23 protein-coding genes and 1 pseudogene are annotated in these 26,143 nt (G+C 33.0%); 1 reads left to right on the plus strand and 23 read right to left on the minus strand.

What is annotated here, in order from left to right; translation table 11 throughout:
- The 3 genes and pseudogenes from QZR90_RS06710 to QZR90_RS06720 form a co-directional block, all read right to left on the minus strand.
- Positions 1-716 (minus strand): annotated as a pseudogene (locus QZR90_RS06710) (glycosyltransferase family 1 protein); the annotation flags it as partial.
- Between the two features lie 174 nt (positions 717-890).
- On the minus strand, positions 891-1,649 hold the full coding sequence (locus tag QZR90_RS06715) for a glycosyltransferase family 2 protein (protein ID WP_295790109.1): 759 nt from the start codon (positions 1,647-1,649) through the stop codon (positions 891-893).
- Between the two features lie 223 nt (positions 1,650-1,872).
- Entirely contained in the window at positions 1,873-3,543 is a 1,671-nt protein-coding gene (locus tag QZR90_RS06720) for a sugar-binding domain-containing protein (protein WP_295790111.1), read from the minus strand.
- Positions 3,544-3,757: 214 nt separating this feature from the next.
- Between QZR90_RS06720 and QZR90_RS06725 the strand changes: the two genes are divergently transcribed.
- The gene (locus QZR90_RS06725; RefSeq protein ID WP_295790113.1) at positions 3,758-4,438 is read left to right on the plus strand and encodes an HAD family hydrolase; all 681 of its coding nucleotides are present in this window, start codon (positions 3,758-3,760) and stop codon (positions 4,436-4,438) included.
- A gap of 138 nt (positions 4,439-4,576) precedes the next feature.
- Here QZR90_RS06725 and QZR90_RS06730 read toward each other — a convergent pair whose 3' ends face one another.
- The 20 genes from QZR90_RS06730 to glf all read right to left on the minus strand — a co-directional run bounded on the left by QZR90_RS06730 (position 4,577) and on the right by glf (position 26,107).
- Positions 4,577-4,828 (minus strand): hypothetical protein, encoded by a 252-nt coding sequence (locus tag QZR90_RS06730; RefSeq protein ID WP_295790115.1) that lies wholly within the window; start codon positions 4,826-4,828, stop codon positions 4,577-4,579.
- 16 nt (positions 4,829-4,844) lie between these two features.
- Positions 4,845-5,972: a M20/M25/M40 family metallo-hydrolase gene (locus QZR90_RS06735; protein ID WP_295790117.1), complete on the minus strand. Its 1,128-nt coding sequence runs from the start codon at positions 5,970-5,972 to the stop codon at positions 4,845-4,847.
- 318 nt (positions 5,973-6,290) lie between these two features.
- On the minus strand, positions 6,291-6,767 hold the full coding sequence (locus QZR90_RS06740) for a DIP1984 family protein (protein WP_295790119.1): 477 nt from the start codon (positions 6,765-6,767) through the stop codon (positions 6,291-6,293).
- 16 nt (positions 6,768-6,783) lie between these two features.
- Entirely contained in the window at positions 6,784-8,070 is a 1,287-nt protein-coding gene (locus QZR90_RS06745) for a hypothetical protein (RefSeq protein WP_295790122.1), read from the minus strand.
- Between the two features lie 84 nt (positions 8,071-8,154).
- Positions 8,155-8,499, minus strand: coding sequence for a hypothetical protein (locus tag QZR90_RS06750; RefSeq protein WP_295790123.1), 345 nt, complete (start codon positions 8,497-8,499; stop codon positions 8,155-8,157).
- A gap of 217 nt (positions 8,500-8,716) precedes the next feature.
- Entirely contained in the window at positions 8,717-8,917 is a 201-nt protein-coding gene (locus QZR90_RS06755; RefSeq protein WP_295790125.1) for a KTSC domain-containing protein, read from the minus strand.
- Between the two features lie 108 nt (positions 8,918-9,025).
- Positions 9,026-11,236 (minus strand): AAA family ATPase, encoded by a 2,211-nt coding sequence (locus QZR90_RS06760; protein WP_295790127.1) that lies wholly within the window; start codon positions 11,234-11,236, stop codon positions 9,026-9,028.
- A gap of 268 nt (positions 11,237-11,504) precedes the next feature.
- The gene (locus QZR90_RS06765) at positions 11,505-12,560 is read right to left on the minus strand and encodes a hypothetical protein (protein WP_295790130.1); all 1,056 of its coding nucleotides are present in this window, start codon (positions 12,558-12,560) and stop codon (positions 11,505-11,507) included.
- A 278-nt stretch (positions 12,561-12,838) separates the two neighbouring features.
- Positions 12,839-13,864: a dTDP-glucose 4,6-dehydratase gene (gene rfbB, locus QZR90_RS06770; protein WP_366208661.1), complete on the minus strand. Its 1,026-nt coding sequence runs from the start codon at positions 13,862-13,864 to the stop codon at positions 12,839-12,841.
- Positions 13,865-13,964: 100 nt separating this feature from the next.
- A complete protein-coding gene (locus QZR90_RS06775; RefSeq protein ID WP_295790133.1) occupies positions 13,965-14,876 on the minus strand; it encodes an NAD-dependent epimerase/dehydratase family protein in 912 nt (303 codons plus the stop codon).
- Between the two features lie 24 nt (positions 14,877-14,900).
- Positions 14,901-15,554 carry a Wzz/FepE/Etk N-terminal domain-containing protein gene (locus QZR90_RS06780; protein WP_295790135.1) on the minus strand — a complete coding sequence of 218 codons (654 nt, stop codon included), beginning with the start codon at positions 15,552-15,554 and terminating at the stop codon, positions 14,901-14,903.
- A 1-nt stretch (position 15,555) separates the two neighbouring features.
- Positions 15,556-16,629 (minus strand): N-acetylneuraminate synthase family protein, encoded by a 1,074-nt coding sequence (locus QZR90_RS06785; protein WP_295790137.1) that lies wholly within the window; start codon positions 16,627-16,629, stop codon positions 15,556-15,558.
- Positions 16,629-18,269 (minus strand): cytidylyltransferase domain-containing protein, encoded by a 1,641-nt coding sequence (locus tag QZR90_RS06790; protein ID WP_295790138.1) that lies wholly within the window; start codon positions 18,267-18,269, stop codon positions 16,629-16,631. The genes QZR90_RS06785 and QZR90_RS06790 overlap by 1 nt, the downstream gene beginning before the upstream one ends.
- Positions 18,270-18,289: 20 nt before the next feature.
- Positions 18,290-19,678, minus strand: coding sequence for an oligosaccharide flippase family protein (locus QZR90_RS06795; protein WP_295790140.1), 1,389 nt, complete (start codon positions 19,676-19,678; stop codon positions 18,290-18,292).
- Positions 19,675-20,853 (minus strand): O-antigen ligase family protein, encoded by a 1,179-nt coding sequence (locus tag QZR90_RS06800; protein WP_295790142.1) that lies wholly within the window; start codon positions 20,851-20,853, stop codon positions 19,675-19,677. Before QZR90_RS06800 ends, QZR90_RS06795 begins: the two co-directional genes overlap by 4 nt.
- Positions 20,854-20,884: 31 nt before the next feature.
- A complete protein-coding gene (locus tag QZR90_RS06805) occupies positions 20,885-21,943 on the minus strand; it encodes a polysialyltransferase family glycosyltransferase (RefSeq protein WP_295790144.1) in 1,059 nt (352 codons plus the stop codon).
- 33 nt (positions 21,944-21,976) lie between these two features.
- Positions 21,977-23,107 (minus strand): glycosyltransferase, encoded by a 1,131-nt coding sequence (locus QZR90_RS06810; protein ID WP_295790146.1) that lies wholly within the window; start codon positions 23,105-23,107, stop codon positions 21,977-21,979.
- Between the two features lie 4 nt (positions 23,108-23,111).
- Positions 23,112-24,173 (minus strand): glycosyltransferase family 2 protein, encoded by a 1,062-nt coding sequence (locus QZR90_RS06815; RefSeq protein WP_295790147.1) that lies wholly within the window; start codon positions 24,171-24,173, stop codon positions 23,112-23,114.
- A 71-nt stretch (positions 24,174-24,244) separates the two neighbouring features.
- Entirely contained in the window at positions 24,245-25,009 is a 765-nt protein-coding gene (locus QZR90_RS06820; RefSeq protein ID WP_295790149.1) for a DUF4422 domain-containing protein, read from the minus strand.
- Positions 25,010-26,107: a UDP-galactopyranose mutase gene (gene glf / locus QZR90_RS06825; protein ID WP_295790150.1), complete on the minus strand. Its 1,098-nt coding sequence runs from the start codon at positions 26,105-26,107 to the stop codon at positions 25,010-25,012.
- Between the last annotated feature and the right edge of the window lie 36 nt (positions 26,108-26,143).

The following is a 26,143-nucleotide window of genomic DNA, read 5'->3' on the forward strand; positions in this document are numbered from 1 at the left end:
TGCATCGCTGTGGCCCCTTGAACAATTAATTTTACAGGCACCGTAAATTGTGCCTTTTTAAAAGCATTAAGGAAAAATCGTACATTTTTTTCACGCCGATATTGTCCAAAAAAGCCTAGCGTAATAGGCTCTTTATAGGTAAGGCTTGGCTCCACCTGAGTATATACAGGCTTAAATACAGGCGGTGCAATTAAATCAATATTCGTTAAATTATCTCCACCAAAATCATCTCGTAATGTAATGATTTTTATGTGAATGTTCTTATATTTCTCACAGCGCCGCACCTGTTTAACAAATCGTGCTTTTTCACGCGGGTTGATGCCATGAACTATAAAATATACAGGAACTGGTGAATCCTTTAGCTTTGTCTGCAACAAAGCCTTTAAATATCTAAATGTAGAAGTAGGAATCACTACGCAATCACATTCGCCATTTTTAATTTTCTCATACGCTGAGTTAAACCATCGTCTCCGCCGTACCTCACGCTTTACTGACAAGAATAGCTTTTGAAAGCGACTGGCTCCAGCATAAGTCACCACTTCACCACCTGCTAAGTATTCAACTGGTGCTTTATAATCAATTTTAAAGGGAAAATTTTCTGGCACCCAAAATACCGGTTCATGGCCTTGTGCTTTGAGTTCATTAACTAAAATGCGATCAAACTCAACCTCATGGCCAGCAGGCATTATGATACTCTCTAAAATAGCAACTCTCATTCCATACTCCCTAATAATCTTACAACTAATTTCACGCGCTCATCTAGCTTTCAAAATTTAAACCTACCTAAGCTATAAAGCCCTTAAAGTATTATATTACAGTTTCCCCTTGAAATATTATAGTCCCCTGGAACCATAGAACCTTATATTACAGTTCACCGATAGAACCTTATATTACAGTTCGCCATTAGACTTATTTAGATAATATAACTTCACATACTTATTCATAGTATAGAAATAATGGTTTGACGCCAAAATCCAGCCCATTTTTCCATCTAAAAAGCCTTTGTTTAAGATATATACTTTAACGAATGCCCATAGAGGTCTAAATAAAATATCTTTAGCGAAGCTACAGCGCTTGCCACGAGCCACATATTGTTTAGCGGATAAGGTCGTATACTTATTGAATTTATTAAAATACTGTTCCCAGTTTTGATACGTATAATGGTATAAAGCGCCTGGCAAACGCTCTACTGGATAGGGATGAATCACCTTCTCATGAACTAAGCCTTCCACATACGTATTAGCTTTAGGCATAAGACGGCACACCAAATCAGGGCGAAGCACACCATGAGTCGCCACATTATGTTTAAATTGATTATGTCGTTGTATCTCATAGGCAACAGGCTTATTCTGAATCACGGCTTGTTCAATTGCCTTAGCGAGTTCAGGACTGCAATGTTCATCCGCATCAATCAAGAAAATCCAATCACATGAGGCCTGCTCTATGGCAAAGGTTTTCTGCGCGCCCCAATCGCCATTCATGGAGCGGCTAATCACGGTAGCGCCTAATCCTTCCGCTAGTTTTTGAGTTTGATCTGTACTGCCATCATCTACAACAATGATTTCCTTTGCAAATGAACAGCTTTTAATACAAGTCTCTATATTCTTCTCTTCATTTCTTGTCAAAATAAGAACACTAACATCTACCATAGCTCTATCCTTCGTGATGAGTACAACTGCAAACTATTAAAATTGCTATAAAATACTATTTAAACTTACTGTTTAATATAACTGCTTTAACATTCTTAACACATTATAGCACAAAAGCACCTACTATAGGCATGACAAAGGTGGGATTGACATAAAAAAGCAGTAAGTTTTTCAACTTACTGCTTTTTATATTCCTTAGACTACCCTAAAAGTCTAATTTATCTTAACTGTTCCAGCCCTCTTTTAATGTATCATTTAATGCACTATCGCTAATTTGCAAAAACTCACCTTGTGCATTAGGCATAGTATGAAGCATAAATAGCAAGGCTTTTAATTTATCAGCCTGCTCTTTATACACTGCATAGGAATTTTGATCAGTACACACCTCTGTGTTCAAGAAAACAGCTATTGCTTTCTCTGGATGTTTTGCTTCCCAATCGACTAATTCCTTATAAATCTGACTTTGCAACAATTCAGCCGGACGTTGCCAGTCATTGGCCCAACGAGTAAGAATAATCATAGCATAGGCATTTAATGTATTGAGCCACATCGTATTCATTACATGACTGACAGTGATACTCATAGGACGCCCTTCCCAATCAGCTTCCTTAGCTGTATCAACTAGTGCTTGGTAGTATGCTTCATCATCTTTTAACGTCGTCACTGGATTATATAGTAAAGACCAAGTAATAATGGATGGATGATTTTTATCGCGACGAATTAAGTCTTGAATCGTTTCCTTATGTGCTTCTAATAGTCTGGACTTTATGTCAATCTTATTAAAATTAGCATCCCCTGGTTTTAAATCCTTTGACAGCAAGCCTGCACCTGGGATTTCACCAATTACTAAAAGCCCACATTCATCGGCCATAGCCAAGACTTGAGGACTCAAAGGTCTGGCACCACTGTAAATACAATTGCCGCCCAGGCTCAATATTTGTAGCATGCGCTGCTTAATCTGCGCCGGTGACATAACTAAGGTATCGCCATGAGCCTTAGACCACAACAAGCCTTTTAAACGAGTCATTTCACCATTTAACTTAAAGTTCCCTCCGTCCACTTCAACAGTGCGAATGCCTACTTTAAAGCTATAGGAATCATGTTGCTTCCCTAAACGGCTCACTTCTAATTCCAAGTTATATAAATAGCCATGACCAATGCTCCAAATTTGAGGATTATCGATAACAAGCTTCGCATTGCCACCTACACCAGTAGCGATGATGCGACCATCACGAGTGCGCAATGTTGCTGTTACCAAGCAATTCCCCTGCACATGAGCCATGTATTGAAGCACTGCTTGCTCCTTAGTAATAGATACGGTCTGCACCATCACATCCGTTAGGCGTGTAGTTGGCACCGTATATAAGCTAACGCCCCCATATATGCCAGTAGGGACGGAAAAATTAAAATGAGGCTGATTCACACGCTGCCCTTTAGGCGATGTAATCACTTGCCCCGCCGGTAATGCATAGGGTGATAATTCATTATTAACTTTTACAACAATGCGATTGTCTTCGCCATACCGAAGTTGGCGCGTTACATTTAACGATGAGGAAGTATAAATCCCCTCATGACGTCCCGCTTCAATGCCATTTACATAGACAACAGCGCGGTTGCCAATTCGATCAAAGCGCAAAAACACATCTGAACCAAGCCAGCGCTTAGGTATAAATACTTGCCGCTCATACCACATGGTGCCACAATAGGCACGTTCTTCGGGCAACACAAAGACATCCTGTAACGCTGCGGGAACAGGTACTGAAATGTCGCGGGCTACTCCAGATTCATAGCTCTTATCCTTTGCAGGATCAAAGGCAAAAAACCATTGGCCATTTAAATCTAAGCAGTCACGAAATGCATTGTCTACTGGCTGTAATAACTCCATAGTACTCATTAATGACTCCTCCTATGCTTTCTTATCTAAGTATATACTATATATGCACTCATAGACAATTAATTTATCACTAAATTTAAGTGTTTTCTTTAAAATCTTATATCAAAATTGTATAATTAACCATTTTGTTCTATGATAAAATATAAGTATATATTACATACCTTACTTATACATTCAATTACAAAGCATTATATAAATAACTGAGGAGAGTCCTATGAGTAAAATTACTGAAAACACCCGCTACAATACAGTTATCTTCGATTGCGATGGCACCTTATTAAACACACTTGACGATTTAGCTGATACGATGAATCATGTTCTAGCACTGTATCAGCATCCTACACGTACTCTTGATGAAATTCGCAGCTTCGTAGGCAATGGCCTAGGCAAATTAATTGAGCGCAGCGTCCCTGCTGATACATCAACTGAGACTCAAACCGCTATGCTCGCTGATTTTAAATCCTATTACGCTGAGCATTGGCAAGATAAAACTGCACCGTATGAAGGTATTTATGAACTCCTAGACAGTTTAAAAGAACGGGGCTATAAAATAGCAGTTGTGTCCAATAAAATCCAAGAAGGCGTGACGGCCTTGAACGAACAATATTTTAAAGGCTATTTTCCCGTAGGCATTGGTGAACGACCTGGTCTTGCGCGCAAGCCAGAACCAGATATGGTGTATGCAGCCTTAGATGAACTCAATAGTAATAAAACGCAGGCTGTATATGTAGGAGATTCTGAAGTCGATTTAGCTACAGCACGCAATTCAAAATTACTCCCTATAGCTGTTACTTGGGGCTTTAGAGGCGAAGTATTCTTACTCAACCAAGGGGCTGAACACATTGCACGAAAACCTAGTGATGTGCTAAGCATATTAGAAGAGTTAAACAAATAGCCCCCCCTTGTTCTGAATCTCAATTAAATTACATAGTCCACTCTTTCGGAATCTCAACTAAATACATCGGACACTCGGTCTGAATTTCAAAAGAAAAAGCTGTAATACCATGAGGTATTACAGCTTTTCTATTACCATTTATTCTTCACTTATAGGCGATACTTTAGGTAAATCCCAGTCAATTTCTTCCCAATACGTCTCGGACAATTCAATGTAGTCACCTTTTTGTTTAAAGCTTCGATGTAAATACTCAAGGCCGCCATCTACAGCAACGGTCTTACAACTACAAAGTTTTACATCATGAGTCCATGTAGACTCTAGTATATCGGCGCAGTGACAACATTGAACTTTATTAGAAACAATTCGTTGTACCGTTATTTTTCGATTCATTGTAATCCCTTAATACTTACGCTTTCAGCTTAGCCGCTTCTTTAATGAGCTCCACAGCCAAACGCGCTGTATCATATAAATCTTTTTCTGGGATATATTCTTCCTTAGAATGAGGATTGCGAATTCCCACGCCAAGCACTACGCTTGGTACACCATAGGCATTAAAGAAGCAAGCATCGCTACCGCCACCACCTTCAGTGATATTAATAGGGAATTCTAAATTTTCACAAGCACGCTTTGCCAATTGTACAGTCTCATGATCTTCGGCCACTTTAAATGGCGAATAATTTTTAATTACCGTTACCTCTGCAGTGGCGCCCATTTCACGAGCAACTAACTCAAAAGTGCGCACCGCATTGTCAGTAAGCTCTGTTAATTTTTCCTTATCGCGGCTTCTCGTTTCCATTACAATAGTCGCTTCTTCTGGCACTACATTCGTTTCTCGTCCACCATGAATAATGCCAATGTTAGCCGTTGTTTCTTCATCAATACGACCTTGAGGTAATTTAGTAATAATATTCGCTGCTACAACAATAGCGCTAATGCCCTTCTCTGGGGAATTACCAGCATGGGCAGATTTACCAATAATGCGCGCTTCAATGCGGTTCTTCCCTGGCGCTTTACGCACAATGCGGCCTGGAGAGTTAATCGTATCAAAGACAAAGCCATACTGAGCCTTTAATAAAGAAGAGTTCATTACACGAGAGCCATTAACGCCCCCTTCTTCTGCAATATTGAAGACAATCTGTAAATCTCCATGAGGAATTTTTTGCTCATCAATCGTGCGCAATGCTTCTAAAATAGTGGCAATACCTACCTTATCATCAGCCCCTAGTACAGTAGTCCCATCGGACGTGATAAGGCCATCTTTTAATTGAGGCTTTACATCCTTACAAGGCTGCACATTGTCCATATGAGCCGTTAACATAATCATAGGCGCCTCAGGAATAGTGCCCTTGCGAGTAGCTACTAGATTTCCAGCTGTACCACCTAATTTAGTACCACCATCATCTTCCACTACAGTAAAACCTAAACCTTCTAAACGCTTAGTAAGTAAATCGGCAATCTCACGCTCGCCTAATGTTGGCGTGTACATTCTTAATAACTCAAAAAACTCATCAAGTAAACGCTTTTCTTGGATCATAATGGCCTCCCTTTTCTAATTAATTTACATTCTACAAATTATTCGAAAATTAAACATACCTTTATACAATACATTTCGCTTTGATGAGCCTATTTTCCTTCTTTTTAAAATAAAAAGAGCAACTATTAAAGTTGCTCTTTATCCCCATACCCACCCTACATATATAATCAATGATTGGTATTATCCTTGTTTAATTTGTAAGCATAACCTGTAAGTTGTATGGGCAAAAATTGTAAATCGTGCCGCGCCCCACAGCTGGAGTCAACATAGACAGGGTATCATTCGCCTTATATATGCACCTTAACAATCTATTGAATTTTATATTTCGCTATATTCGACATACCAATTCGTCTTTTGAATCAATCGGTCTAATTCTCGTGCTTCTTTAGCGTATTTATCAGCTTCTTTTTGCAATGATGATGCATCTAATACTGGTAGCACTTTTATCTCAGACTGTCTTCCACGAACATTAGGCACACTATACCGAGCATATTCACTATATGCTGAAGAAAGTCTAAATAAATAATCTCTGCGAACCAAAGCAGCCTGTAATGTTTCAGTAGTTGCTCTATCCTTCTCATCTAGTACATAGGTAGACGCATTAATTCTCTGAATATTCGTAATCAAACGCAACAACTCTTCACTCTTTTGATGTTTTACTTTGATAAGAATTTGTGGATCCTCTTGAGGAACCTCACCTTCTTGAATCTGTAAATTTCGTTCAATTCGGTCATGAAGATTATTTACAATCCCCAAGAGTGTACTTCGTTCCATAATAGCTTCGGCTAGTTTCATTTATGTCACCTGCTTTTTATAAATATCTTTTTGCTTCTAGAGCTTCTTGCTTATCCTTTGCGGAAGCCTTATGATTTCGCTCTCCCAACAATTCATCAGGCTTCGAAACCAAAGGGTCAATCCAATCGGCCTTAGCTAATATCCAAGATATTAGATTATCATCCTTGGACTGTGTCGCTAAAATATTTGCATATGTTCTTATATCTTGAGCTAGTTTATAATCCTCAATTGTATTCAGCAAGGCTCTTGTCTTACCTTTTTCTTTATTAATACGCTCTATTAATAATTCTTTTCTTTTTTCCTCTTCTAACCACAATCGATGCTTTTCTTCTCTAGCTTCTCGTTCTTCTTTAACGACCCTATATTCTTCATAAATTGAAGCTATAATTTCTGGCATCAAATTCTCAAGTTTTTTATCTTCTCCATCTTTTATAAATTTTCGTTGACTAAATTTTATACGAAATATCCCAGTTGGCACTTTATCATATTTTCTAATTTGTGGTTTTACTGCCCATTTATTATTTTTTACTGCATCTTCATATATGATTAAATCCCGTGCTTCTTTCTTTGTAATTTCATGAGGCACCTGATTTAACTTTTCAACAATATCAAATCGAACTTCATCTCCCCCAAATTTAAGTGTACAATTTTCAGTAACTTCAACACCTAATAACTCAAAGGTTTTAAATATAATATCTAGCAAAGAGTATAGTCTTGGCAAGCTACTTTTTGAAACATCCATAGCAAATCGTGGTTCATTTATATATTCCCTAGTACTGTAATCATAATAATTTCTACGATCTTGACGCGCTCTATTTAACCATCTCTCAATACTATTCTTTAATTTCACTACACGATTATGTAATCGCCCCGTTTTAGATATATCTACTGAAAAAGCAATCTTTTCAATTTTTCTTATCTCTTCTGCAGATAAAAAAAGTAAACGTTCTTTGAATCTTTCGTGCTCATAAACTCTAATATCATTATCAGTCAAACCATTTTTATCCAAGCCGGAATTCAATGACTTTACTTCAGTTGTTCTATTAAATTTACGTTTTTCTAAAATAACAACTTCTTCTTTGGCAAAATATTCTAATGTAGGCTTTAAATCTGATACGTCTTGACCAGAGTGTAACTTTCCCCAATATACGTTATCTGGTTTTGGTATATGGTAGTATTCACAAATCTGTTTTAACTCTTTTATAGAAGTATTATATTTATTTGCTACTCTAGTTATACCAAGTTCCCATAAATCATTATAAAGAGTCTGCCGCGATACTTTTATACTATCATTCCAACTCATCTTTCATCGCCTCTTTTAGATTAATAGACAATTTTTTACTGTCACACGAATATTTCCCTAGCGAAAACCCATATTCAAAAAGCTCTAAATCTTTTGTTCTGAGTTTTCGCTTAATATAAAAAGCAGCTCTTGCCTTAACTTACCAAATTCTTCTACCATTGTATTTAAACTTCTTTCTATATTTTCTACATGTACTTCTGAAATTGTCCCATGCTTATAGGCAATCAATCTATCTGGAACAATATGATATGACCAACTTTCACTAAATCTACTATCTCGTTCTTCATTATGGATAGCAAAACCTATAGGAAGCAAATTATTACGCATTCCTACCCCTACAGCTAGATGTGATATACCTAAATAATCACCAGCAATTTTCAAAGTGACCTTCTTACAATTTCTAATATCTTCATCTGTATATTTAGCCATAATGCCCCCCCTACGTAACATCCTAATATTCTACTAAATACTTCTTTGCATACAATAAAAGTTTAATTTCTCACACTCTATATATTCTATTATTTACTTAAGAAATCCTTTAGTACATTATTAACTTATTAGCCTTTATTATTTTTAACCTCACCACTCAGCAAGTAAATAATCTATATATTTCAAACCAGTATACAAAACACTATAAAACATATTATTAAATGACATACTCTCCTCGACCTTTCAGCCATTGATGTAGAAACTTACCTTTAGATGATGCAGAAAGAAATGATTCAAATAACGCTTTAGTACAATTAGGATAATGATATACAGCCCCATTTAAAAAGTGTACTTCAATAATACCTGATTCATAACCAATAGCGGCTATATTAGATGATGTTACCGGAAATAATTTCATACTGCATCTCCTTTATATTAAATAAAAATACTCTTATCATTTATATACTAATTATACTCTGACCAAATATGATATGCTTTTCATTATACTGCTCTATTCTCTTTAAATTTAGTAAGAAATGACCTTATTTTTATCTGAATCCTCAGCATCAATAAACTTTAAAATTGAATCTATTTCTCTTTTTAACAAATCATCATTAATATCAATTGCTGGTTGAAAAATATTCATATTCCCCTCAAAATGATTAAAGTCATTTATTAACGTCTTCTTTGAAGTTAAAAACACCCTTTTCCGTACAGCATCTAAAGATTTTCCGTTATACGCACAAGAAATTATTTTTCCCAATTGTAAATATCTTCCTTCAACTGAGTATTTTCGACACAGTACCTCTTCAATAATTAATCGTAGCGCTAAATATGAAAATGAATGCACTAAGGTTCTATTAAGTAACCTATATTCATCGTTTCTAATTATTTGTAAACTATTAAGACTCCCATCATATAATAACTCCTTAAATTTATCTATTATTCCCTGCGAGTCAATACGATAACTATCCCGCTCATTGGTCTTATCATCTTTTAAAAATAAATCATAATATATTTTACCTATATCAACATACTCTGTTTTATATCCATGCATTACTTGCGAAAGCTTTTCTTTAATATCATATGAAACTAACCCTGAATATCCTCTCATAAAAGGTATTAAAGAGATTAAATATATAGATTGGTCTTGAACCTGCAATGAATTGGGATCTTTTAATAATTGAACAAACGCTTCTATGTTGCATATCAAACTACTTTCAGAGTCACTCAGTTCAATAAACCCATTCTCACATCCTGAAGAATTATTGAAAATATACATTCTATATTTATTTCCTATTTGCCCACGTACCAAGCGTAATAAATCTGTATTATGTGTTAAAATAATTACTTCCTTTTCTCGTAATATTTTTGCAATAGCATAGACAATTTTATTTTTATATATTGAGTCAAAACTTGATATTGGATCATCAATAACTATTATTGGCTCACTTGCTTTATTAGCTTTAATGAGCTCAAAAGTTAAAGATATGAAGTTTTGTTCCCCTGTACTCAAGGGTAACTTAGCCCGTTCGACATGTAATAAGCTCGATTTGTCAAGACTTATAACTAAATCTTTATTATCTCTTTTTATAGTGAGTTCTTTTTCCATGCTCTCCTTCACTACTTCTTGTAAATAGAAAAAGTCCTCGTCATTTAGTTCAAACTTATTTTGAACCAATAAATTATATTCGTTTTCTAACTTCAATATATCAGATTTGTTTATATAATCAATTAAAACTAAATGGTATTCATTAATATATTTATCTATATCATTCGATATGTCTAACTTCAATTGATTAAAATCACTAATATCTCCAGTATTTAAAATATCTAATATTTGCTCCTTTATTTTATATGGAGTACCTTCTTGCATTTCATTTATATCATCCATAATCTCTTTAAATTCTATATTCAATCTACCTATAATTTTAGACTTATGTTTATTTTTCTTATCTAGTACACGATGTAAATCTACATTTTGTGTATCACAAACAATACACTCTGTTCTGTCTTCATACTTTTTTAAAACTTTTACAGCAAGGTTAACCTCTTCATATTTTTGCACTTCAGGAACTGGTTCTAATTCATTCAATGTAATTTTCAAAATTTTATAAATAATAGAGTGTTTATCATTTAATGACCTCGTCAAAAATGCTCTTTTTTCTTCATCTAAGTTTTCTGATTTTTCTACTTTATGATAATTATCCACTATAAATTTTAAGTCTATAGGCGTAATGCTTTCTTCATAACCACGAGTTTTGGCAAGATTAAATAATAATTTATATAATGGGCTATTTATTGTTTTTAAATAATTTAATATTACTGACTTAGTAGATGTAATGCCTAAAGTCTCTTTAATTTCATCATGAATTTTAATTGCTAATGATCGTAATCTTATTTTAATTTCTTCCTTTAATTTATATTGCTTTCTAATTTTATCTCCTAAAAAAAGCTCATTTGCGTCTCCTTCTATAACATTTCTTTCAATCTGATCCTTAATGACAAAAAATACATTATCTCCATTAATGTGATTATTATAATCATACTGAAGATTATTTCGATCATCTTCTTCAATAAGCTTTAATAGCGAAGTTTTGCCTGTTCCGTTGGCTCCATAAAGTATTGCAATCTTAGACTTATTCAATTTTATTTCATTATGTTTTACTAAATTATTAAATTCAGATTCAAAAATTCCATCTCTTATAATTTTTTCAAATTTTAATATATGTTCCAAATTTATAACCTCCATACCTATCCCATTTTATAAAAACTAAATGTGTACTTCCTCGAGCTTATCTAACTATATTCAACTCCACCAATAAGAACATTTGTTCTTACTTTTATTCTATGATAAATATATTGAAAATTCAACAATACTATTATAATTATTATGCATACTAATACGAACATAAAAAAAGAGCAAACTATATAGCTGCTCTTTTTATGTTCACATTTATTCTTATTAATTATCCATAATTTATTTTAACTTTTTAAATATGGCTTTATCTTACCTCTATTTGTTTATTAATCATATAAAATGCTATTCCAAAATATCCTTCTTTTTCAACCCTATCTTGATTAAATAAGTCTTTTTTATTTTTTTGAATATTTTCGGTAGTTGCAAATGGTATTTTCATAGAAAAATACTTTATCAAAAGTAATGTAGCAACTATATATTCCTTAACCTTATCCTCTGTCAAATTTTCAAATTTATCCCCTTCAGGATGAGTATCTTTATTTCTCAAAGCATTCATCTCTCTAATCAAATCTTCTATTTTTTTCAACAATTTAACTCCCTCAGTTTTTTTTATCACCTCTCTATAAATTTTAACTAAATAATCAAGTTTCCTAGAGCCAATATTATCCATCTTCTTTATAAAATTATTATCATTTTTAAAAATATCAATAGTTTTTGCATAGCGTAAAAAATCTCTAATAGCCCTAGCATACGCTCTATTACAAGCCTCTATGGAACTAACATATTCCTGTTTTCTAAATAATTTAACAGCGTTTCGCCAATTACCATCAGCACTATTATCATCATTTTTTAACATTGCAAATGCATTAATTTCAATCTCTGTATACGCATTGACTAAAAAATACCGATAATCAAATTTATCAATCTTAATTATTATAGAATTATCTGAAATTTCTGTTATCAGCTGAAGGGAATCATCATATTGGAAATTTTCATGTTTATGCCCCTTTATTAAAGATGTTGGCGAACAAAAAACATCAACAATCTTATATTCATCTGACAAATTGTCAATGTCAATCACTAGATCATTACTATTCTTAATTTTTCGATCTAATTGATATACAACACCGCTTGATAAAAAATAAATAAGACCATATGGATTAATATTTTCACAAAAAAACATTAATAAAAGATCAAAAACATCTGTTATTAGTTCTTCATGCTTAACACCATTTATCCAACTCCCTTTAACCATATTTAATTCTTTGTAATCACCGATTGACAACGCTGATGTCAAATAACAATAAATTAAATGATTAAAAATTCCCTTTTCATTTAAATCTATTTCTTTAAAATTCATAATTCTATCCTTACGCGCTTACCATATATTGTGCCGCAAAACATTTTATATACTATATATTATACTAGTGACTTTTTTATTCATCAATATAAAGCAATAAGATAATTACTTTATATTCTAACACACTTCTATTATACCTTCACTCTACAACTCTACAAACTTCTTGATAAATTTTTCTAGTTTATTGTTAGCTTTTTGTTTCTTTATTTACTCCACTTTATCCTTATTTTAATATACAAAAAGAGCAGCCCCAAGCTGCTCTTTCTTTATTTTCATCTCTATTCTTTTTTACTTTCATACATTTTCTTATAATAATGCTGATATTCCCCACTAATGATGTCTTCCCACCATTCACGGTTATCTAAATACCACTGAATGGTCTTTTTAATGCCATCCTCAAATTTAGTTTCTGGTAACCACCCAAGTTCTGTATGGATTTTGGTAGGATCAATAGCATACCGCCTATCATGTCCCTTACGATCTGTTACATATGTAATCAAGTCTTCCGATTTACCTAACTCTTTGCAAATCAACTTAACAATATCAATATTAGCCATTTCATTGTGACCGCCAACATTGTAAACTTCCCCTTCACGCCCCTTGTGAATGATTAAGTCAATGGCTTTGCAATGGTCTTCTACATACAACCAATCGCGAACATTTTTACCATCCCCATAGACTGGCAGTGGTTTGTTATTCAGTGCATTAACTATCATTAAGGGGATTAACTTTTCCGGAAAATGATAAGGCCCATAGTTATTTGAACAACGAGAAATTGTTACAGGTAAGCCGTAGGTTCTAAAATAAGCTAATACAAGTAAATCGGCTCCTGCTTTAGAGCTACTATATGGAGAGCTTGCGTATAATGGCGTTTCTTCGGTAAATAACAAATCAGGTCTATCTAATGGCAAATCACCATACACTTCATCGGTAGACACTTGATGATACCGTTTAATTCCATGCTTACGACACGCATCCATAAGAACGGCCGTTCCCATAATATTTGTTTCTAAAAAAATTCCTGGATTTTCAATAGAACGATCCACATGTGATTCAGCGGCAAAGTTAACTACCATATCTGGTTTTTCTTCCATGAAAAGTTGCTCAATAGCTTCGCTATCGCAAATATCAATCTTTATAAACCGAAAGTTAGAGTTATCCATTACACTTTTTAATGTCGATAAATTACCTGCATATGTCAACTTATCTACACAGATAATACGGTAATTCGGATATGTATTTAACATATGAAAGATAAAATTTGAGCCAATAAAGCCGGCACCGCCTGTTACTATTATTTTCACCATTATATCCCTATATCAAAAAATTATGTCTAAAATAAAATAGCACTGCCTTCCGTCTTTATTTGTGCCCCAAAACCAATAGCCTAAAATATCTTGCTATCTAGCGAAAGTATCTTAATGTCTCTTCTAGCCCCACACTTAACTCAACTTTGGCTTTAAACTTCAATTCCTTTTCCGCCTTCTCAGCACATAAGCAAGAATTCTCAATGTCCCCTTTTCTGGCCTCTCCATACTGTACTTGTAAACATTTTCCAGAGGCTATGTTTAGCGTATCAACCAACTCATTAATGCTGGTTTCATTGCCTGTAGATACATTAAATACACCAACTACTGACTCCTGCTCTAAGCCTAATATATTAGCGTCTACTACATCACTAACAAATATAAAGTCTCTAGTCTGTTCGCCATTACCATAAATTGTTATTGATTCATCGCTTGCTAATTTCTGTACAAAGATGCTAATAACGCCACCTTCTCCACCATTCCCTTGACGTGGTCCATACACATTGGAATATCGATAGCATATATATGGCAATCCAAAACTTTTATAATATAAATCCAAATAATATTCACTTGTTAATTTTGTTAATCCATAAAATGAGCTAGGTCGTCCATTTTGTTCTTCCTTAAGCGGCAATGTGTTTAAATCTCCATAAACAGCAGCGGAAGAAGGCATCAACACCTTCTTTACCCCTACTGCTAGAGAAGCATTTAATACATTAATTAATCCCATCAGATTTACATCACAATCATAAGCGGGATTATCCATTGATACAGGAACCATGGTCTGCGCTGCTTCGTGAAACACATAATCTGGCTTAAAAGACTCAAAAATATCTCCAAGGGCATGATCTCTTATATCAATCTCCATAAATTCAGCTTTAGGATTAACAAATTCTTTACACCCTGTAGATAGATTGTCAATAACTAAAACTTGATGCCCTAACTCAATTAAACGATCCACCAAATGTGAACCAATAAAACCTGCACCACCAGTTACACAAATCTTCATATAATCCCCCCAAAAGATTCAAAATTAATTGTTTGAATCTTTTCTAACCACGCTAATGCCATATCTCAACAATCCAATACCAATGCCTATAATAAAGCCAAATATTGTCATCTTTACAATCTTTGAAGTATCATTGCCTGCATTTAAATCTGCAGTTGGTACTGCACCATCTTTAATAACTTCCGCTTTTGCCAAATCAAAATTAGAAGTTATCCCTGTATTTGTTCCTTGTAATCTTGCATTTTCTAATGCAGTAATCATTTGCTCGTTAACAAACTTATTTACCTCTGCAACATAAGCCTCTTTAAAAGTATCAGAAAACTGCTTTATTTCTTCAGGATTCACACCTTGAAACTGTATACGAATGACTGTAGATTTATTTAACACATCCGCATTTACTGCTACATCAGGTGAGTCAGGATTCATTCCCACCTCTTTATATAAATTGTTTAGCATATTTCCATTAGCAACTTGAACCGCAGTATTTACTGTTTGTGTATCAACATATTGCGGTAATCGAACCCAAACAGAAGTCATATACAATGGCGCTTCCGAGCGGCTAAGAAAAAATCCTACGCCTGCAAATAATAATGTACATATAATAATTATAAACTTGGATTTCCAAATATGCTTAATAACATCTAATAAGTCAATCGTCTTTATATCTTGATTCTCCATATTATTCTCCTAACATATCCCACTGAAGAATAGTATCTTCCTCAATATCTATAGTAGATTTCTTGCCAATTACTTTATGACTCTCTGTAGGAGAAATTCCTGTTCCAGGACGTTTAAACGTAATTAACTCCTCAGTAATTGTTTCACCTTTTTTAATATTTCGTGTAGCGACTATAGAACGTCTTGCATTTAAACGAGCTGTATTCTCAGATTCTAAACAAACCAGTTCACCTACACCTTTAATTAAATCAATATACTCAATTTCTTTGAGTATTTCTTCAGCATCATGTGGATCCATTGCATGATAGTGGTCATTGCCTGGCAATTGTTTATCTAAAGTAAAATGTTTTTCTACAACTTGTGCTCCAAGCAAATATGCAGTCTTAATTACATTATATGAATAATCAGGTTTTGTGTGGTCAGAATATCCAATAAATTCATCTGGGAATGTCGCTTTTAATGTAGCAATTTTTGCTAAATTAGCATGTTCATACGGTGTCGGATACTCTAATACACAATGTAAAAGTGTTAATTTTTTATCATTATTAGCCTTAATCACATCTACTGCTTTTTGAATTTCTTCTAAATTTGATGCACCAATCGATAAAATAATTGGCTTGTTCTTTTTGGCGATATGCTCAATAAATGGCAAATTGCTTAAATCAGAAGATGAAATCTTATAAACATCCATCAACTCATCTAAATAATCAGCTGATTCAAAATCAAATGGCGTGGAACAAAATTCTATACCAATTTGATCGCAATAAGCCTTTAATTCTCTATATTCTTCTAAACCAAATGCATCAAACTTTTTAAAAAGTGCATATTGTGAATTCGTAGTTTCCTCTGTAGTATCCCAATATGAAGGAGAGTTTTTAGCTGCTAATGTTTCTGCCTTATATGTTTGAAATTTAGCAGCATGAATACCTGCATTTTTAGCTGCTAATACCATCATTTTAGCTGCTTCCATATTAGAAATATTTAACTTACTAGCTATATCATAATAATTAACACCAATTTCAGCAATTAAAGCAAACTTCCCTGCTTCTAAACGTTCTTGAATTATACTTTTCATTAGTTTTCATCTCCTAAAATAATTCGCTTAATACGATTCGTAGTATTTTTAAAGTCATGCCGTAACATAAGCTCACGCATATTAGCTCGAATGTTTGGTGTATCTATCAGCCATCGTAATGTGTTGACTATTGTTTCTATCGACACATGTGCACCTAAGCCCAAATTTAAAAATCCATTTTTCATAGTTGCAAATGTGTGCTCTAGTTCTCGCTCATTTTGAGCTAATATAATTGCTGGTACACCCATACTCGCTACTTCAAAAATTGTTCGGCCTTGACTAGTAATAGCAATATCTGCGTGCTTCATAAAGTCAGTAACTTTTGAAACACCTTCATGAACAAAAATATTTTTCTCTGGAATAGAAATAATCCCTTTTTCTGATGCGTTATAGGAAATACCTGTTATAAAGTTAAACTTTATGCCTTTATATTCATCATGTAGAATTTGAGCAACCTCATATAATTCTTTATTAAGATTACTTGGATCTGTTCCACCAAACATGACAAATATTTCGCTTACAGTCTCTGAAAACAACTTCGGTTCTTCTAAATGAAACTCATTACGAAGGCAAACATAATTAGGCCCTTCATACGAGTTTTTACATAAAGTCTCTTTATTCTCATATAAAGCATTAATAACTGCATCAGCCAATTTAGTGCCATCACCTAAATCTTCAATAGAGACTACACGTTTTACTTTTGATTTCAGCCATTTTATATATTCAATGCTTGTATTTAAACAGTCATTAACCCATATATCCGGTTTAAAATCATTTATAATAACTTCTATATCCTCATCAGAAGTAATTGTTACATATTTTAAATTAGTACTTTTTATTTTATCTAAGCCTGCCTTGCAATCTTCCCGCGTAACAAATAGTACATTATGTTCCACTAATGACATAGCCATAGTTATACAATTATAAATATGGCCCATACCTAATTCTTTCATGCCATCACAACGAAAAATTATATTTTTTCTATTCAAAACACTTTCAGATACTACCCAATCTTCAACAGAATCTATATCGGTGGATTCACGCTCAGGCACTTCAAAAACACTAATTGTATTACCTAGTCTTGAGTTTTCAGTGACAAATTCCCGTTTAGTTATGAAAAAAGCTCCTGTCTCCATATAATTTGGTGGTAATTGCTGTCTATTTAATCTTTTTTCATAGTTAGGAATGATTTTATTATCTACTTTTTTCCAAGATAAATGTGGCTTATTGACAACACTAATCATTGAGTCCGCTTCTTCAGCAATAAATGAAGTTAGAGCTCCTTCCAATGTTGACAGCTGCATTAATGGTGATGTTGGCTGCATCGTTACAATAATATCATAGCTTGTCTTATTTTTTTCTTCCATTTGCTTAACCGCATCATAGACAACTGGATCTAAAGTAACAGCATCAGCTGATAACTCTGGTCCACGTAATACAGTTTGGCTTCCATACATTTTTGCAACGCCAGCAATCTCTGCATCATCAGTAGTAACTACACATTCTGTGATCAAATCGCATTGTAATGCATTTTGTATAGCATAACTTATGAGCGGTTTCCCACACATTAAGCGAATATTTTTGCGTGGAATTCCTTTAGACCCACCACGTGCAGGAATAACAGCTAAAACCTTAGGCATGAAAACAACCTCCTAGTCAATTAAAACAGTTTTTTACGCCGATAGATATCAAAGAAGAAATAAATAGAAAATAATACACCAATCCCCCATCGTATTAATATTAAACTTTCAAGACTATAAAAACCAACAGTCACAATAGTCATAATTAATATACCAGGTACAAAGAAACGCCAATTATAATGATAAGGATATTTTATTATATATGATGAAATAATCTGCTGGAATACAAATAGCATTATATGTGCAATTAAAGTTGCTAAAGCTGATCCTACAATGCCAAACATAGGAATAAATACGAAGTTTAATCCAATATTTACTAATGCAGCTCCAACAGTTCCTATAGCGATTGAAATTGTTGTTTTATGATAAAACTGAAAATTTACAGGAAAACTATACATAAAAGTAAAATAATTACTTAGCACAAATAATGGCAATAAATATATAGATTGCCAAAATGGTGGTGGCGTAAAAATCTTTATTACTTCCGGTGCCCACATTAAAAATACTATATGAATTATAGTAAAAATAAGTATATAATTCTTTGACTTTTCTCTTATTACCTCGAGCAAGCCTGCTCTTAAATCATCATAGTAGAAAGGAACCCATGTATTATTTAGAGCTCCCCATATAGCTGTTAATACACCAGAAAAAATAATCATAAAGCTATAGATACCAGTTGCTTCATTACCTAAAAATCTCTGTAAAATAATTCGATCACTTTGCCCTAAGATGATATGAGACAGTCCATGGAAAATAAGGGGCAAACAAATTGGTAAACAAAATGTAACATATTCTTTTTTAAAGGTAAAATTACCTTCTTTTAAAAAATAAAATGCTACAAATAAAGATATGCACGCGGTAGGAATTACCATACCATAGATACGGCCTAAGTAGGCCTCAGCAGCATGAAAATGATACATAATTAATACTACACTTAATACGGAAGTAATGACTGCAGTAGACACATTAACAAAAAAACTATATTGAGCCTTCTTATAAAATATAAATGCTATGCTAGAGAATGATATAACAAAAGTTGCAATCGATTGAACGCCCATTAATATATAAGTTTCCACTGATAACATCATCCAGTCAGAAATCGGTTTATAAAATATAGCACCAACACTTAGACATAATGTTGAAAAGGTCAAGCCTAATATTAATATGCTCGATAAATACTTCTTAATACATTCATCACCTAAATGTGCCTTTGCAGTACCAATACTCCCTTGCACCTGTAAACCTAGAATGATAGAAAAAATGCCTATCCACGTTGTAAAAACAGATACAATACCATATTGAGACGGCCCCATCATCCTTGTAAAAATAGGAATTGTAAAAAAGTTTATACCATTTAATATGATGGGGCCTAAAATATTATAAATAGCATTCTTATTTTGTAGTTTCATATCCTTAATTTATCCCGTTTTACATATTTACAGAAATATAATATAAGTAACCAAAGAACAAACCATGGTCCATTAAAAAAGGAATGCATAAAAGAAGCATTAATAAAATATGGAATAATAAATTCAATAGTATTACGCGACACTAATTTATCAATAATAATAGAAACTACAAATAAATATATAACACCTGGTATAATCCCCATTTTTATAAATAAATTTAAAAATGAATTATGTGGCTGAACTAATCTTACACCATTATATCTAGCATGATTAGCTTCCGGCTTATCTTCCTCTATCCCATAGACTTGCTTCAATAAACTTCCATACCCACTTAACCATAAATTATCATTCTCTTTTATTAAATCCATTGAATAAACATTAGCAGAAAACCTCATTTTATTAGAACCATCATTCAATCCTTCTCTATAATTAGAAAGATTATCTGTAGAAATATTTCCAATCCAATATATTGATAACCCCATAATGAAAATAAACAAAACTAACATTAGTCTCCAAATTTTTGCAAAAAATTTCTTAATAATTGAATAAACAGTATTTCGAAACATAATACAAAAAAAGAATATAACTAACATACCAAATAATCCACGACTGGAGGATAGAAAAGTTATAAAGTATAAACAAGGCAATATGCCAATTATTCTTTTAAAGTGCCAAGAATAAGTAAAAAATAAAAAAATCATTAACCCAGTAAAATTTTGATCATTAATTAAATCAAAAGTATAGTTCCCAGAATTACTTTTTATTACAAATAAATTAAATATTATAAACACTAAAAAGAACCAATAAAATGTTTCAGAAATGTAATTATTTAACGGCTTAAAAGATTCTTGATTTGAAAAGGAATAAAAAGACCACAAGAAAAATAATATTAAATAGTTTTTTAAAATTTCATCCCATGTATAGTTATTAAATAATATTCCAAGCAATATGCCTAAAATCATAAGAAAATATACAAGTAAATTTTTTTCTAATATATGGAGCTTCCAATTGTTTGAAATGACAAAGCTAAATACGCCACCTAAAAGTAAAGTTAACACTATTGCCTTTAATAGTACCGCTGCTATACCATAAACGAAAAAAATTGACAACAGCCATACTATAATTCCAAGTCCAAATGAAAGAAAAGTGGTCTTTTGATTTAACTTAATCTCCATAATAATTTATTACTCCTTTTCTTAAATAGACTCATTCTAAGTACTCCAATATTCTATGAAGCTCTTCATAATCTTTCGGAATATATAGTTTACCACCATCAGCTTTAAACTGTTTCTCAAAATAATAAATAAATGATTCCATTCTCTTAGATAATTCCTGATAATCAGAAAGCTTATATAAAAGTATGATAGGAATTGTTTTTCCAAATAACAAATATGGAGTAAATAGAGCTGACGAATTAATACCTATCACACCATTTACACTCTCTGACCTTAAAAATAAGCTTTCGACAAGTCCATCAAAGTCTAATACCTCTAAACTCAAATCTTTAGGGAGGTATCTTGTTCTAGGATGGAGTTTTACAACAAATTTATCACTGAAATCTGTAGATAATCTTTTTAATATTTTATCTTGACTTCTTGCCATAGAAGTATTCAAATCCTCTTGAAAGGGCTGTTGTAAAAAAATAATACGCTTTTCTAACTCAATATTACATGGCCAAATATTTAAAATTATCGCCTTAAATTTCTCTGAAATAGTTCGATTAATTTGCTTTAATTCATATCTTTGATGGTTTAATATCAACTCTGGATATTTTACATATATATGTTTAATCTTATCTAAATACTTCGTTCGTTTTAATAAATTTAGCCACCAACGCCCTCTAGAGTTAGGTTCATAGATATTATCATATATATATGTACCTATACCATCTTCACCATAAGAAAAAATGCATCGTGGACTGTTCTTGGAAATAAGTTTTATCATAAAACTTACTTCAATATAATCAGGTGCAAAAAAAATAAACTCTTTAAAGCACTCACGTTGAGCAACCTCTTTAAATTGAGGATAAAAACGAAACATTCTATATCGTCTATTCCAATTTTTAAAAGACGTAAACTCCAAAGTATCAATCGTAATAATTTTATCAAAAATTTTTTCTTCGTTTAATTTTTTAACTATACGATCAGAATCTCTAAAACGTTTAAAAACTACTAAACATAGCTTATCATTTTTAAATTCATTAAGAGCCATACTTATAGTTAATAAAATATGATATGGTGTAGTGCAAAAAAAGCCAATCATCATAATGCCTCGCAGTCCTTAATACAATTCAATCACTCATTTCAAATAAAAATCCATAACTTTATTTACTTCCACTTCAATATCATAACCAGCTTGAGCAATTTGTTGAGTTGTATCAATTCTCTTTATACTATTACTATCTACTATAGTTTTTGCCCATATACGTTTATCCAAAGATTTATCTAAGAAAGCACTGCGTCCATCAATTAATCTAAGCTCTTCACTAATAGTATTAGAAAATACACAATATAACCCGCTAGCTTGCGCCTCAATACCAACCAAAGGAAGCCCTTCAAATCTAGATGGCAATACAAAGCAATCCATGCCTTGCATTAATCGGTTAACGTCATGACGCATGCCTAAAAATAAGACAACCGCCTCTAACCCTAATGAACGAACTTGCTCCTGTGCTTGTTTATAGAATGTATCATCATCTACATAGTCTCCAATTAGTAACAGACGCGACTTATTATTTTGTTTATATACTTCAGCAAAAATATTAATTAAAAACTCATGATCTTTTGAATAAACAAATCGGCCTACATGACCTACCACAAAATTATCTTGTAGAGCCAATTCATTACGTACTTCATTTCTAATGGATTCATCATATGCTAAATCCTTTGCATTGATAGCATTATTGATTACTGTAAAAGGTTGCTGTTTTTCAAACATCCACTCTCCTGCAAGTTGTGAGCAAGCAAAATATCCAGTAGCACTCCACTTCATAAGCATTCGATTCAAAAAAACTAATAAACGACGAAAAACTCCAATTTTATTTTCAAAACCGCTACTATGAGAGTGTATAACGCGAACTGGTATCCCTGTTATTTTGCCAATAACTAAAGGAAATATATATTCCAAGCTATTTGTATTTAAGACAATTGCTTTATAATTAGGGCCCTCTTTACTTAATAACTTATACCACTGCCAATAATGCTTTAAAGGATTCTTATGCCGTGAACAAATACCAAATATTTTTGACCCTTGAGTTTTTATTTTGTCTGCAAATACAATTTCATACTCATTAGTTATATTTACGAAATCATATACTACTTTATTTTTATCAAGATTATCAAATTGTTGCATTAAATACGTTTCTAATCCACCTAAATTTCTTGTCATGCCAACTTGCAATACTTTTACTGGCAACGAATCTCTTGTCATCTTATCATCCTTTAATTCGAGCAAACAAGAATGGAAGTCTTTTCTTTACAAACCCAATCGTAGTAACCATTTGCAATAATAGAAAAGAATTATCCATCCGTAATAATTGAATCATAAATTGCTGTTTTCGAGATACTCCAGCAAAGTTAACCTTCATAAATAAGGCGAATAATTCGGTATTTTTAATGCTATGTAAGACAACACTAATATCTTGATTCATAGCACTAGCCCGTTGCAATGTAGAGTATACAAACCGAGTGTACAGCCAAAACAAATTTTTTTTCGCTGCATCAATCATATTTGTAAATCCATTAAAAAGTTCTAAGAACTTCTCTATTTTCATCATATGAAGTTCATAATAATCTGCTTTTTGTTGAGATGATAGGCTATCAGACTCCACATACTTAATATAATGATATCCATTATATTCAATACATTGTAATTTATTTACATACTCAAAATAACGGATATTAAAATCAAAATCCTCATTAACACGATATTGAGGGTCAATTAACAATTGATTTTGTGTAATTATTTCTGCTTTATAAAATCCATTCCAGAGATAACCAAATAAAGGAATCAGCTCCATATGCAAACATTGATTTGCAATCGCATCTCTTCCTTTATAACATTTCGTTTTCAATCGAACTTCTTTCAAATACGTAGCTTGAGTTTTATTGTCAATATATTCCTCTATGCATCCATATTTTAAGCAATCTATAGTATTATCTTTTAAATAAGAATGTACGATTTCTAATAAATCGGAATCAATATAGTCATCACTATCACAAAAACTTACATACGCCCCTTTAATCTGCCTTAATCCTAAGTTTCTAGCAGCTGCCGCTCCACTATTCACTGCAGTTTGGCACACTGCAACGCGAGAGTCAGAAGCTGCTAAATTAAGACAAATCTGATAACTTGAATCCGTAGATTGATCATCTATTAAAATTAATTGAAAATTAGAATAAGTCTGTTTAAGAATGCTTTCAATAGCACGTTCAAGATATTTTTCTGCATTATAAATTGGCATGATAATACTAAAAAATGGTTGTTCTATTTCCATTTGTATCCTCCTTGCCGTAATTTATATAATAAACCTTCACCAAAACCAATAGTTGACGTCCTTATAGCCGCCTACTTGCCAAATACCTTACGCTTCAAAAAAGCTCCGCCTTTTTTCACCCAGTTTTGTTTCTCCATAAAAGAAACATTTTGCTCTTTATATAGAACTTTATTTTTTTCTAACCATACATCAAGTAATATTTCACTAACAAAGCCAAAGATGCGCGCTTCATATGTATCATAGTTAGAAATATCGACTCTATTTTCTATTTCACCTAAAATATCAAATAACCACTCACAATAAGCATCATACATATCTCTACGCATAACAAACATATTAAACATATGAGCCCATGTACGTTTACAAACTAAATCAAAAGCGGCACTGTATTCAGGATATCGCTCCTGGATAATCTGTTCCGCTAGATCTAATCCATCACTATGGTGAGCATGATTGTAGTGTGAGCGATTACTTTCTATATAGTATTTACGCTTATCCGCCACTACTACTGGATAATTCGCTAGAATCTGCTCCCAATCAGAGCGAAGAAGGATTTGCTCTTTCTTCGCTTCTATATTTCGTACTTCTTTTTTTGTAAAATAACGACGATAATGAACCAAACCAATATAATCGGCCTCTAAATTCTTCCAAGCCCAATAGAGACCTGTTAATTCACAGTAATTAGCATTTTTATGTGAAATATGGTCCCCTGTATTATCTCCAATATACCCTATATCGGCCTTGCCTTCTTTGCCAACGTGAAGCGGCATATACACATCATCACTTGGCATCCAATAAGGTTTATGTGCTGCTACTAAAATTTTAATGTTCGACACTTAATTCAATTCCTTTGCTACTAAACGAAGTGCACTTGCAATCACTTTATCCATATCATAATATACATATTCAGCTAAACGACCACCGAAAATAACATTCTTTTCTTCTTTGGCTTTTAAAGCATACTTAGCATATAAGTCCTGATTCTTTTCATTATTTACTGGATAATATGCTTCGTCCCCTACTTTCCAATCAGCAGGGTATTCCTTTGTTACATAGGATACTGGTTGTTTACCAAATTCAAAATGTTTATGCTCAATAACACGAGTATATGGGACTTCAGCCTCTGTATAGTTTACAACCGCTACGCCTTGATAGTTTTCAGTTTCTATTTTTTCTGTTTCAAAACGTAAGCCTCGATACTCTAATTGACCAAACTCATAGTTATAGTATTCATCAATAGGCCCTGTGTAGACAATTTTATCCGCTAAAGCACTTAGCTCTTCTCGTTCTTTTATAAAATCGACACCTAAACGTACTTCTATACCTTCAAGAATATTTTCTATTAACTTTATGTAGCCGCCTTCTGGAATCCCTTGGTAACGATCATTAAAGTAATTATTATCATATGTATATCGCACAGGTAATCGCTTGATAATAAACGATGGAATCTCTGTACAAGGCCGCCCCCATTGTTTTTCCGTATACCCTTTGATAAGTTTTTCATAAATATCTTTACCAACTAGGCTTATCGCTTGTTCTTCTAGATTCTTAGGCGTGCCTGTAATGCTGGCACGCTGCTCTTCAATAATCGCTTTAGCCTCAGCTGGCGTGGAAATCCCCCACATCTTACTAAAGGTGTTCATATTAAAAGGCAAATTGTACATTTCACCTTTATAATTAGCTACGGGAGAATTTACATAATTATTAAAAGTAGCAAATTGATTTACATAATCCCATACTTCTTTAATGGACGTATGAAAAATATGAGCCCCATATACATGAATATTGATGCCATCTTTGTTTTCACAATACATATTGCCACCAATATGATTGCGCCGATCAATGACTAATACTTTTTTCCCACGTTTATGCGCTTCATGAGCAAATACAGAGCCAAATGGGCCTGCTCCTACTACTAAATAATCATATTTCATTGCTATCTCCTTATAGACAAATTTATATTAAATGAC

It is taken from the genome of uncultured Veillonella sp., assembly GCF_900545795.1.
In the GTDB taxonomy this organism is placed as follows: domain Bacteria; phylum Bacillota; class Negativicutes; order Veillonellales; family Veillonellaceae; genus Veillonella_A.

Bases quoted from the DNA above. Each gene is read 5' to 3' on its own strand.
- QZR90_RS06715 (WP_295790109.1), bottom strand. From the start codon at position 1,649: ATGGTAGATGTTAGTGTTCTTATTTTGACAAGAAATGAAGAGAAGAAT.
- QZR90_RS06720 (WP_295790111.1), bottom strand. From the start codon at position 3,543: ATGAGTACTATGGAGTTATTACAGCCAGTAGACAATGCATTTCGTGAC.
- QZR90_RS06725 (WP_295790113.1), top strand. From the start codon at position 3,758: ATGAGTAAAATTACTGAAAACACCCGCTACAATACAGTTATCTTCGAT.
- QZR90_RS06730 (WP_295790115.1), bottom strand. From the start codon at position 4,828: ATGAATCGAAAAATAACGGTACAACGAATTGTTTCTAATAAAGTTCAA.
- QZR90_RS06735 (WP_295790117.1), bottom strand. From the start codon at position 5,972: ATGATCCAAGAAAAGCGTTTACTTGATGAGTTTTTTGAGTTATTAAGA.
- QZR90_RS06740 (WP_295790119.1), bottom strand. From the start codon at position 6,767: ATGAAACTAGCCGAAGCTATTATGGAACGAAGTACACTCTTGGGGATT.
- QZR90_RS06745 (WP_295790122.1), bottom strand. From the start codon at position 8,070: ATGAGTTGGAATGATAGTATAAAAGTATCGCGGCAGACTCTTTATAAT.
- QZR90_RS06750 (WP_295790123.1), bottom strand. From the start codon at position 8,499: ATGGCTAAATATACAGATGAAGATATTAGAAATTGTAAGAAGGTCACT.
- QZR90_RS06755 (WP_295790125.1), bottom strand. From the start codon at position 8,917: ATGAAATTATTTCCGGTAACATCATCTAATATAGCCGCTATTGGTTAT.
- QZR90_RS06765 (WP_295790130.1), bottom strand. From the start codon at position 12,560: ATGAATTTTAAAGAAATAGATTTAAATGAAAAGGGAATTTTTAATCAT.
- QZR90_RS06775 (WP_295790133.1), bottom strand. From the start codon at position 14,876: ATGAAGATTTGTGTAACTGGTGGTGCAGGTTTTATTGGTTCACATTTG.
- QZR90_RS06780 (WP_295790135.1), bottom strand. From the start codon at position 15,554: ATGGAGAATCAAGATATAAAGACGATTGACTTATTAGATGTTATTAAG.
- QZR90_RS06785 (WP_295790137.1), bottom strand. From the start codon at position 16,629: ATGAAAAGTATAATTCAAGAACGTTTAGAAGCAGGGAAGTTTGCTTTA.
- QZR90_RS06790 (WP_295790138.1), bottom strand. From the start codon at position 18,269: ATGCCTAAGGTTTTAGCTGTTATTCCTGCACGTGGTGGGTCTAAAGGA.
- QZR90_RS06795 (WP_295790140.1), bottom strand. From the start codon at position 19,678: ATGAAACTACAAAATAAGAATGCTATTTATAATATTTTAGGCCCCATC.
- QZR90_RS06800 (WP_295790142.1), bottom strand. From the start codon at position 20,853: ATGGAGATTAAGTTAAATCAAAAGACCACTTTTCTTTCATTTGGACTT.
- QZR90_RS06805 (WP_295790144.1), bottom strand. From the start codon at position 21,943: ATGATGATTGGCTTTTTTTGCACTACACCATATCATATTTTATTAACT.
- QZR90_RS06810 (WP_295790146.1), bottom strand. From the start codon at position 23,107: ATGACAAGAGATTCGTTGCCAGTAAAAGTATTGCAAGTTGGCATGACA.
- QZR90_RS06815 (WP_295790147.1), bottom strand. From the start codon at position 24,173: ATGGAAATAGAACAACCATTTTTTAGTATTATCATGCCAATTTATAAT.
- glf (WP_295790150.1), bottom strand. From the start codon at position 26,107: ATGAAATATGATTATTTAGTAGTAGGAGCAGGCCCATTTGGCTCTGTA.